We start from the raw sequence: 8,874 nt of genomic DNA, 5'->3' as shown, positions 1-8,874 counted from the left end.
CCGGCCGCCCGCCCGGCTCGGCGGACGCCCGCGCGGCGCGCGGCCGGAGGCCCGCGTCGGTACGTACCGCCCGCGTCCTGCGTACGCCCCCGCGCCCGCGGTGGGGCGGAGCGGGGGCGCACGGCGTCCGGACGGCTCAGCTGAAGCCGCCCGAGAAGTCCGAACTGAGCTGCGCCTGGCAGATGTTGTAGCCACCCGAGGCATGGCCCGTCTTCGTCTTGCCGTCGATCGTCACCGAGCAGTGGATGTCCCCGCCGCCCTGGAGCTGCGCCGTGACGGCGTAGTAGAGCGAATCGTCCTTCACGGGCAGCGTCTTCGTCATCGGCAGCCCCTTGCCCTGGATGTTGTCGCTGTCCGAGCCGTAGGTGATGTCCGCGCCCGCCGGTGCCGAACCCCACACCTTGAACAGCGCCTTGCCGTCGGGCGCGGCTTCGGCCGGTGCGCCGTCCGACGCGGGCTTCGTCTTCGTGACGGTCTTCGTCACGGTCTTCGTGGCCGTGGCCGTCACGGTGACCGTCGGGGCCGGCTTCGCCGCCTTCGCCGTCCCGGCGGGCGTGTCCGTGACCGTGGCCGTGACGGTGGCCCCGGGGGCCGCGGCGGAGTCCGCGGTCGGCGTGGTGCTGTCCCCGCCGCCCGCCGTGCCGATCAGGAGGCCGACGAGGAACACGAGCGCGGCCCCCGGGAGGACGAAGCGCTTGCGCGTCCAGCCCGGCCGGGGGCCGTGGTCGCGCGGCGGGTCCGAGGAAGGCGCTGCGGGAGGTGCGGGCGCTGCGGGCGCTGCGGGCGGCGGGGCGGAGGGCGGTACGGCGCCCCACTGCGCCGTCGGCTGCGTGTCCCACCGCGGTGGTTGCTCGGGCTGCGGTGGCCCCGAAGGCGCCGGATATTGCTGCTGTTCGTCCCCACTCATGTGAACCCCCCAGTTCTGTGGAGGGATGACCGTAGCGTCCCGGTCTGACGGGAGGTCATGGTGCGACGGCGGTCGTGTCCAACTTGTGATGATCGCGTAAACGAGAGGTGACGGGAGAGGGTGCTCCGGGTGCTTCCCGGGGCGTCTTCGGGCCTGCCGCGTGCGGATGCGGGCCGCGGTGCGCGTGGTCGCGCGGCGGGTGCGGGGGTGGCGAGGGGGCGCGCCGGGCGCGGCCTACTGACCGGTATGGTGAGGCGGCGGGCGGACGGGGACGCCCGCCTCTTCGGTGTGCCCGCCGCAGGCCAACACATTCCCGATCAGGAACCAACTTTTTTCAACAGCTGTCCAGAATGTGCCCAACGGGTGGGATGGGCAGGTCAGTTGCTATCCGTCCGGGGGAAAACGGGCACACTTCGATATCGCAACCGTTTGATGTCTTGACACTCGACCTGTGTATTGGTGACATCTGTCGGGTCACGTTCGTTTGTGTTCTATTCACAGCCCCGCAGGGAGGGGTCATGAAGCTTTTCTCGACTGACGGTCGACGATCGGGACCCGGTATACCCATACCTGACATGCCGTCCGTGTCCCGACGATCACTGCTTCGTGGCGCCGCTCTGGGCGCCGGCGTCGTCGCGGCCGGACCGCTTCTCACCGCTTGCGGTGGCAGCGGCGGCAGTTCGGGCGGTTCGGGTGGCAAGACGGTGACGTTCGGCTCCAACGCCGCGGTCCCGCAGCCGAAGGGCGCCTACGTCGACGTCTTCGCCGCGGCCAAGAAGGCCACCGGCATCACGGTCAAGCCCAACTGGGTCGACCACAACACCTTCCAGCAGAACATCTCCAGCTATCTGCAGGGAAACCCGGACGATGTGTTCAACTGGTTCGCCGGTGAGCGCATGCAGTTCTTCGCGGGCCAGGGCCTCGCCAGCAACGTCGACGACGTCTGGAAGAAGATCGGCGCCAACTACACGGACGCCATGAAGGCCCAGAGCAAGGCGCCCGACGGGCACTACTACCTCGTCCCGTTCGACTACTACCCGTGGGCCGTCTTCTACAGCAAGAGCCTGTGGAAGGCGAAGGGCTACTCGGTCCCCACCACCTGGGACGAGTACATCGCGCTGGCGAAGAAGATGAAGGGCGACGGCATCACGCCCATCGCCTTCACCAACAAGGACGGCTGGCCGTCCATGGGCACGTTCGACTACCTGAACATGCGCCTCAACGGCTTCGACTTCCACATCGACCTGATGCGCAAGGGCGAGAAGTGGAACACGCCCCAGGTCAAGGCCGTGTTCGACCACTGGAAGCAGCTCATCCCGTACTACTCCGCGGGATTCGCCGGCCAGACCTGGCAGGAGGGCGCCCAGGCGCTCGTCAACCAGAAGGCCGGCATGATGGTGCTCGGCCTCGACCAGATCGGCACGATCTTCACCGGTGACAAGGCGGCCGACCTCGGCCTGTTCGCCTTCCCGGAGATCGACCCGCAGTACGGCCAGAGCGCCGTCGAGGCGCCCATCGACGGCTTCATGGTGTCCAAGTCGCCCAAGAACAAGGACGGCGCCGACAAGCTGCTCGGCTACCTCGGCACGGCGACGGCCCAGCAGCTGTGGCTCGGCACCAACCCGGCCGACGTCGCGACGGCCAAGGGCGTCGACACCTCGAAGTACACGCAGCCGCAGAACGACGCGGTCAAGCTGATCACCGGCGCCAAGTCCCTCTCGCAGTTCATGGACCGCGACACGCGGCCGGACTTCGCCGACCCGGTGATGATCCCGGCCATCCAGAAGTTCCTGAACAGCCCGGGTGACATCGCCTCGATCCTGTCGAACGTCGACAAGCAGGCCAAGACCATCTGGGCGAGCGGCAACTGACCTGTCAGCTCCCCCCATTGGGCCGGTTGCGGCGCACACCACACGGTGGGCGCCGCACCCGGCCCGTACGGCAGTGCCCGGTGTGAAGACGACGAGGAACACATGACTGTTGTGGACGGCGCGGCGGCGCCGCGGACCACGCCCCCCAAGACCAAGCGGCGCCATCTCAAACAGCTCACCGTGCGGGACCGGGTGAGCCTCGGCCTGATGGCCGGCATCCCCACCCTGCTGACCGTGGCGTTCGTGTGGGTGCCCGCCCTGGCATCGATCGTCCTGTCGTTCTCCAGCTGGACCGGGTTCGGCGACTTCTCCACGATCCAGTGGGTCGGCACCGAGAACTACAAGAACATCTTCACGATCTACCCGCCGTTCGACCCGGCCATCGAGCACAACCTCATCTGGCTCGCGGTCTTCTTCGTCCTGCCCGCGCCGTTCGGCCTGTTCCTCGCGGTGCAACTGGACAAGCAGATCCGTTTCTCCCGGATCTACCAGTCGATCCTGTTCCTGCCCGTGGTGCTGTCGCTCGCGCTGATCGGCTTCATGACCGAGCTGATCTTCTCGCCCACCCAGGGACTCATCAACAACCTGACCGGCCACGCCGACCACCACGTCGTCGACTGGATGGGCGACCCGCACCTGAACATCTGGGCCGTCATGATCATGGCCTGCTGGCGCCAGGCCGGCTACGTGATGGTGCTCTACCTCGCGGGCCTCAAGAGCGTCGACCCCTCGCAGAAGGAGGCGGCCGCCCTCGACGGCGCGAACGGCCCCCAGACCTTCCGCCACGTGGTCTGGCCCGCGTTGCGGCCCATCAACGTCGTGGTGCTCGTCATCACGGTCATCGAGTCGCTGCGCGCCTTCGACATCGTCTACGTCATCAACAAGGGCACCAACGGCCTCGAGCTGCTGTCCGTGCTGGTGACCGACAACATCGTGGGTGAGGCCAGCCGCATCGGCTTCGGCTCGGCGCTCGCGACGATCCTCCTCGTGATCTCGCTGGCGTTCATCGTGCCGTACCTGATCAGCATGTTCCGGAAGGACGAGCGAGAATGACGACGCTGACCACCGAGCGCCCCGGGCGGCCCCGCACCGCCGCGCCCGCCCCCGGGGACCGGCGCCCGCCGAGGGCCGGCCGCGCCGCGCTGCACGTCTTCCTGATCGGCACCTGCGCCGTCTGGCTGCTGCCGCTGCTGTACGCCTTCTACACGGCCCTGCGCCCGTACGCGGACACGCAGAAGCACGGATACGTCTCCGTCGGCGGCCACTTCGGCTTCGGCAACTTCACCGCCGCCTGGGACCAGGCGCAGCTGCTGCACTACTTCTGGAACTCGGTCCTCATCACGGTTCCGGCGCTGGTGATCACGCTCTGGCTGTCCAGCATGGTCGCGTTCGTCGTGGCGCGGTTCAACTTCAAGATCAACATCGCACTGCTCATGCTGTTCACGGCGGGCAACCTGCTGCCCCAGCAGGCGCTGATCACGCCGCTGTTCAAGATGTACCAGATGATCCCGCTGCCCGAGTGGCTGGCGGCGTCCGGCAAGCTGGACGACTCCTTCCTCGGCCTCATCCTGATCCACGTGGCCTTCCAGACCGGCTTCTGCGCGTTCGTGCTGTCCAACTACATGCGCACGATCCCCAAGGAGCTCGGGGAGGCGGCCCTCGTGGACGGGGCGTCCGCCTGGCGCCAGTACTGGCAGCTCGTGCTGCCGCTGTGCCGCCCGGTGCTCGCGGCCCTCGCGACGCTCGAATTCACCTGGATCTACAACGACTTCTTCTGGGCGACGGTCCTGATGCAGACGGGCAGCAACCGGCCTATCACGGCCGCGCTCAACAACCTCCAGGGCCAGTTCTTCGTGAACAACAACCTCATCTCGGCCGCCGCGCTGATCGTCGCGGTGCCGACCCTGGTGGTGTTCTTCGCCCTGCAGAAGCAGTTCGTGTCGGGCCTCACGCTGGGCGCCAACAAGGGCTGAGCGGGCCGCCCGCCGCACGTCGGCACTCGGGGGCGCCGCGGGAAGTCCCGCGGCGCCTCCGAGGCACGTCCGGCGGGACCGCCGCGCCGAGGCCCCGCCCCCGCCCCCGCCGTCCGGGAGCCGGGCGGCAGCACAACGGGCGTGCGGCAGCACGCGGGCGGGGGGCGAGTGGGAAACGGGCCGGGCGGCCCCTCAGCCGCCGTGCCCGTGCGCCCCCAGTTCGGCGTCGCACTCCTGCTCGCACCGCGTGTCGCCGTTCTCCCTGGCCTCGCTGCGCTGCCGCACCAGCGCCGCGCACACGGCACAGCCCTTCTCCTGCGGTGCCGGCGCAGCCACCCGGGTCGACGCCTGCGCGGACGCCTGTGGCCGCACAGGCGCCCCCGCGGGCGGCTCGGCCTCGCGGGCGCGGTCGCGGTCGCCGGCGGGGCGTGGCGTCACGAGTTCAGCGCACCGGTGCCGAGGAGGGCGAAGAGGAGGGTGCCGATGAGGATGCGGTAGATGACGAAGGAGTTGAGGGAGTGGCTGGCGACGAATTTCATGAGCCAGGCGATGGAGGCGTAGGCGACGAGGAAGGAGACGAGGGTGCCGACGGCGAGGGGGGCGGCGCCGACGCCGGTGCCGAGGGCGTCTTTGAGTTCGTAGATGCCGGCGCCGGTGAGGGCGGGGATGCCGAGGAAGAAGGAGACCTTGGTGGCGGCGACGCGGTCGAGGTCGAGGATGAGTGCGGTGGACATGGTGGCGCCGGAGCGGGAGAAGCCGGGGAAGAGGAGGGCGAGGATCTGTGAGCAGCCGACCCACATGGCGTCTTTGAAGGAGGTGTCGTCCTCGCCGCGTTTGTGGCGGCCCATCTGGTCGGCGGCCCACATGACGGCGCTGCCGAGGATGAGGGATCCTGCGACGACCCACAGGGAGGCGAGGGGGCCGTCGATGAGGGGTTTGGCGGCGAGGCCGACGACGACGATGGGGATGGTCGCGGCGATGACCCACCAGGCGAACTTGTAGTCGTGGTGGTAGCGCTCCTCCTTGTGGGCCAGGCCGCGGCCCCAGGCGCCGATGATGCGGACCAGGTCCTTGAAGAAGTACAGGATGCACGCGACGATCGCGCCGACCTGGATGACCGCGGAGAAGCCCACGACGGACGCGTTCTCGACGGGGATGTGCATCAGGCCCTCGGCGATCTTCAGATGCCCGGTCGAGGAGACCGGAAGAAACTCGGTCAACCCCTCCACGACGCCGAGCACGGCGGCCTGGCCAACACTGACAACACTCACGGACTGTCCCGGGGGAGTGGGCGGCTTGGGCTGTGACACGCGCGGACCCCACGGCCGCTTTTACACCGCCGTAGAAGTTCGACACGACTGTAGAAGACAGGGCGGGGAAACGACAAACCGATGGACGCGGGCGCACTCGGAAGGGGTCGCGAACGGGCCAACGGGGAGCCGGAGGCCGAGGCCCTCGACCTGCTTCTCGGCGCGGACGGGCCGCTGACGGCCGTGATGCGGCGCGGCGCCTCGACGGGGACCTCGCGTACGCCACCGTGGTGACGGTCCCGAGCCGCCCGCACGGCGGACGGCTGCCGGCACGCACGCCCCGGGGCCGCGCTTCACGCGTATGCGCCGGTCACCGATGCCCCCAAGGTTCGCGAACCGCAGGATGCGAACCGTCCTCGACGAGCGCCCCGACCGTGCCGTCGTCCCCGCCCGTTTCGCCGACGGGCTCGCCCCGGCCGACGCGGCTGCCGCCCAGCCTCCTGGATCAGGACGCCGACGGCTGAGGCGGCGCGGGCCGTCCCGGCGGGCACGGGTCAGGGCCCACGGATTCACCTGAACGGGTGAGCGCCGCGGGCGCGGGACCTCTCGGCCCGCGGAGGCCCCCGTCCGCGCCCTCGGGCCTCGCACGCGGGACACCCGGCGGCGGGCCGGGGAGAGGGCGCGCACGGGCCTGTGGTGACCGCTCGGGGTGTCCGGGGCCCCGGGCGGCGGGCGGAGCGCCGGAGGCCCCGTGTACCGGCCGCGGAGCGCCCCCACGGCCGCCGGGAGGGCCCGGCTACGGGCGCGGCGCGCCGGCCGCCTCCAGCCAGTCGTACGCGGCCTCCGCCGTGAACTCGGCGTGCCCGCCCGGAAAGACCAGCTCCGCCGTGCCGAACGCGGCCGGCGGGGGCGTCCCGGGCCCGACCGGTACGGACAGCACGGCGAGGCACCGCATGCCCGCGGCGTGGGCGGCCGCCACCCCGGGCGCCGAGTCCTCGATCACCGCGCACCGGGCGGCGGGGACGCCGAGGCGCCGCGCCGCCTCCAGGAACACGTCCGGCTCCGGCTTGCCCGCGGCGACCTCCTCCGCCGACGCGGTCGCCCCGAAGTACCCCTGAAGGCCCGCGTGGACGAGGGCCGCCTCGATGGCCTCGCGCGAGGAGCCCGAGGCCACGGCCATCGGCACTCCGTTCGCGTGCAGGCGCTCGACGAACGTCCGCATCCGCGGGAACACCTCGGCCGAGGAGCGCAGGAGGCCGAGATAGACCGCGTTCAGGTCGGCGAGCAGCTCGTCCACGGGCGTGGTGAGCGCGAACCGGCCCGCCAGGACCTCCAGCGTCTCGCGGGTCCCGACGCCGATGAAGCCCGCGTGCTGCTCCCAGGTGAAGTCGCGGACGCCGTGGCGGTCCAGCAGTCGCCGGGTGGCCTCGTAGTACAGCGGCTCGGTGTCGACCAGGGTGCCGTCGAGGTCGAAGAGGACGGCTGCGGTCCGCGTAGAGGTCATGCTCCCAGCATGCCAACCCCGCCCGCGCCCTCCGCGTCCGGGCCCGGACGTCCGGCGTCCCGCGGCGACCGCCCCCGCACCACGGTGTACCAGCGCAAACACCCCTGCTACCGTCGCCGGGGCCGCAGTCGCGGGGGCCGGGCGCACCACCGGCCCCGGCACCGGCCGCCACGGCGGCCGCGGGCGCCGCGCCCGGTCGGCGGCGACGAGGAACGACACGAGGAACCAGGGGAGTCGAGCGTGAGCGAGCACCACGGCGGGCGTGCCTTCATAGGGTCGTACACGGAAGCGGGGGGCCGGGGCGTCGTCGTGGCCGACGTCGCCGCGGACACCGGCGCGCTGACGGAGCGTTCCGCCACGAACGCCCTGCCCCAGCCGTCGTACCTGAAGCTCAGCGACGACGCGTCGGTCCTCTACGCGGCCTCCGAGACCGAGCGCGGCCGTGCCGCGGCGTTCCGCGTCGGCGCGGACGCGACCCTCGCGCCGCTCGGCGAGGTGCGGGACCTGCGCGCGGACGGCCCCGCGCACCTGACGCTGGCCGGGGGCCACCTGCTGGTCGCCAACTACGGCTCGGGCAGCTTCACGGTGCTGCCCGTGGAAGCGGACGGGGCGCTGGGCGAGGCGAGCAGCGTGTTCGCGCACGAGGGCAGCGGGCCGAACGCCGAGCGGCAGGAGGGCCCGCACGCCCACCAGGTGCTGCCCGACCCGAGCGGCCGGTGGGTCCTCGGCGTGGACCTCGGCACCGACTCGGTGCGGGTGTACCGCCTCGACGCCTCGGCCGGGACCCTCGCCGTGCACGCGGAGACCGTCCTGACCCGGGGCCGGGGCCCCCGCCACCTCGCCTTCCATCCGGACGGCCGGCACGCGTACGTCCTGCACGAGCTGCACCCGTCGCTGACGGTGTGCCGCTGGGACGCGGAGACGGGAACGCTGGAGGCGCTGGGCGAGGCGCCGCTCCTGGAGGAGGGCACGCCCGGACGGGACACGAGCAACGCGTCGGCGATCGTGGTGGACCGCGCGGGCCGCTTCGTGTGGGCCGCGAACCGAGGTCCCGACTCGATCTCCGTGGTGGCCCTCGACGAGTCCCACGAGAAGGCGGAGCTCGTCACCACCGTGCCGTGCGGCGGCCGTTGGCCCCGCGACCTCGCGCTGGACCCTGCGGGCCGCCGCCTGTACGCCGCCAACGAGCACTCCGGCGACGTGACCTGGTTCGACGTCGACCCGGACACCGGCGTCCCGGTGAAGGCGGGCGCGGTCGAGATGCCCGCGGCCTCCTGCGTGGTCTTCGGCTGACCGGCCGGCTCCGGCGCGGGAGCGGGCGCGGGCCCTCGTGCCCGGCCGCCCGCGGCGGCACCCCGCGCGGGCCCGC

At 71.4% G+C, this 8,874-nt stretch carries 9 protein-coding genes; 5 read left to right on the top strand and 4 right to left on the bottom strand.

Features of this window, described 5'->3' with window-relative positions; genetic code table 11:
• Positions 1-136: 136 nt before the first annotated feature.
• Complete coding sequence (locus tag L1885_RS18085) at positions 137-907, bottom strand: MmpS family transport accessory protein (protein ID WP_268984221.1); 771 nt, start codon at positions 905-907, stop codon at positions 137-139.
• A 575-nt stretch (positions 908-1,482) separates the two neighbouring features.
• On the opposite strand from L1885_RS18085, the gene L1885_RS18075 reads away from it, so the two are divergent.
• From L1885_RS18075 to L1885_RS18065, 3 genes are all read left to right on the top strand, one after another.
• Positions 1,483-2,778: an ABC transporter substrate-binding protein gene (locus L1885_RS18075; protein ID WP_235798170.1), complete on the top strand. Its 1,296-nt coding sequence runs from the start codon at positions 1,483-1,485 to the stop codon at positions 2,776-2,778.
• A gap of 102 nt (positions 2,779-2,880) precedes the next feature.
• Positions 2,881-3,831, top strand: a complete 951-nt coding sequence (locus L1885_RS18070; RefSeq protein WP_235798169.1) for a carbohydrate ABC transporter permease — start codon at positions 2,881-2,883, stop codon at positions 3,829-3,831.
• Positions 3,828-4,751, top strand: coding sequence for a carbohydrate ABC transporter permease (locus L1885_RS18065; protein ID WP_235798168.1), 924 nt, complete (start codon positions 3,828-3,830; stop codon positions 4,749-4,751). The genes L1885_RS18070 and L1885_RS18065 overlap by 4 nt, the downstream gene beginning before the upstream one ends.
• A gap of 192 nt (positions 4,752-4,943) precedes the next feature.
• Here the strand turns inward: L1885_RS18065 and L1885_RS18060 are convergent, their stop codons facing one another.
• Together L1885_RS18060 and L1885_RS18055 are read right to left on the bottom strand one after the other, a co-directional pair.
• Positions 4,944-5,087 carry a hypothetical protein gene (locus L1885_RS18060; protein WP_235798167.1) on the bottom strand — a complete coding sequence of 48 codons (144 nt, stop codon included), beginning with the start codon at positions 5,085-5,087 and terminating at the stop codon, positions 4,944-4,946.
• 98 nt (positions 5,088-5,185) lie between these two features.
• Positions 5,186-6,022, bottom strand: coding sequence for an undecaprenyl-diphosphate phosphatase (locus L1885_RS18055; protein ID WP_235798166.1), 837 nt, complete (start codon positions 6,020-6,022; stop codon positions 5,186-5,188).
• Between the two features lie 120 nt (positions 6,023-6,142).
• Here L1885_RS18055 and L1885_RS18050 point away from each other — a divergent pair, with 120 nt between their 5' ends.
• Positions 6,143-6,295, top strand: coding sequence for a hypothetical protein (locus L1885_RS18050; RefSeq protein WP_235798165.1), 153 nt, complete (start codon positions 6,143-6,145; stop codon positions 6,293-6,295).
• 502 nt (positions 6,296-6,797) lie between these two features.
• On the opposite strand, the gene L1885_RS18045 is transcribed toward L1885_RS18050, so the two are convergent.
• The gene (locus L1885_RS18045) at positions 6,798-7,505 is read right to left on the bottom strand and encodes an HAD family hydrolase (RefSeq protein WP_235798164.1); all 708 of its coding nucleotides are present in this window, start codon (positions 7,503-7,505) and stop codon (positions 6,798-6,800) included.
• A gap of 240 nt (positions 7,506-7,745) precedes the next feature.
• Between L1885_RS18045 and L1885_RS18040 the strand changes: the two genes are divergently transcribed.
• Complete coding sequence (locus L1885_RS18040) at positions 7,746-8,798, top strand: lactonase family protein (protein WP_235798163.1); 1,053 nt, start codon at positions 7,746-7,748, stop codon at positions 8,796-8,798.
• Positions 8,799-8,874: the final 76 nt, after the last annotated feature.

Source organism: Streptomyces fuscigenes (assembly GCF_021556455.1).
Classification (GTDB): Bacteria; Actinomycetota; Actinomycetes; order Streptomycetales; family Streptomycetaceae; genus Streptomyces; species Streptomyces fuscigenes.
The sequence above is the reverse complement of the archived record's forward strand: the minus strand, read 5'-3'. Positions and strand labels throughout refer to the sequence as shown.

Excerpts from the sequence above, each read along its gene's own strand:
- L1885_RS18065 (WP_235798168.1), top strand. The coding sequence starts at position 3,828 with ATGACGACGCTGACCACCGAGCGCCCCGGGCGGCCCCGCACCGCCGCG.
- L1885_RS18075 (WP_235798170.1), top strand. The coding sequence starts at position 1,483 with ATGCCGTCCGTGTCCCGACGATCACTGCTTCGTGGCGCCGCTCTGGGC.
- L1885_RS18070 (WP_235798169.1), top strand. The coding sequence starts at position 2,881 with ATGACTGTTGTGGACGGCGCGGCGGCGCCGCGGACCACGCCCCCCAAG.
- L1885_RS18085 (WP_268984221.1), bottom strand. The coding sequence starts at position 907 with ATGAGTGGGGACGAACAGCAGCAATATCCGGCGCCTTCGGGGCCACCG.
- L1885_RS18045 (WP_235798164.1), bottom strand. The coding sequence starts at position 7,505 with ATGACCTCTACGCGGACCGCAGCCGTCCTCTTCGACCTCGACGGCACC.
- L1885_RS18050 (WP_235798165.1), top strand. The coding sequence starts at position 6,143 with ATGGACGCGGGCGCACTCGGAAGGGGTCGCGAACGGGCCAACGGGGAG.